Consider the following 325-nt stretch of genomic DNA (forward strand, 5'->3'; position numbering starts at 1 on the left):
GATGCGTTGAGCTAACCGGTACTAATGAACCGTGAGGCTTAACCTTACAACGCCGAAGATGTTTTGGCGGACTGAGAGACACAAACAATATTCAGCTTTGATTACAGATTTTGCGAAAACGAAAGATTTTACGCTGAGACAAGGCGGCAAGCGAAGGAAAGGAAGGAGCATACACAGGTATGTGACTGAGTTTACGAGCGAAGCCAACGCAGTATCAGGGTAAAAGATTCGTTTTAAGGGCACAAAGAATTTGCCTGGCGGCCGTAGCGCGGTGGTCCCACCTGACCCCATGCCGAACTCAGAAGTGAAACGCCGTAGCGCCGAT

1 rRNA gene is annotated in these 325 nt (G+C 49.2%); it reads left to right on the forward strand.

The window, feature by feature from the left end:
• Positions 1–253 precede the first annotated feature (253 nt).
• A 5S ribosomal RNA gene (gene rrf, locus OGV83_RS00040) occupies positions 254–325 on the forward strand; the annotation flags it as partial.

The organism is Citrobacter sp. CK189 (assembly GCF_030333505.1).
In the GTDB taxonomy this organism is placed as follows: domain Bacteria; phylum Pseudomonadota; class Gammaproteobacteria; order Enterobacterales; family Enterobacteriaceae; genus Citrobacter_B; species Citrobacter_B koseri.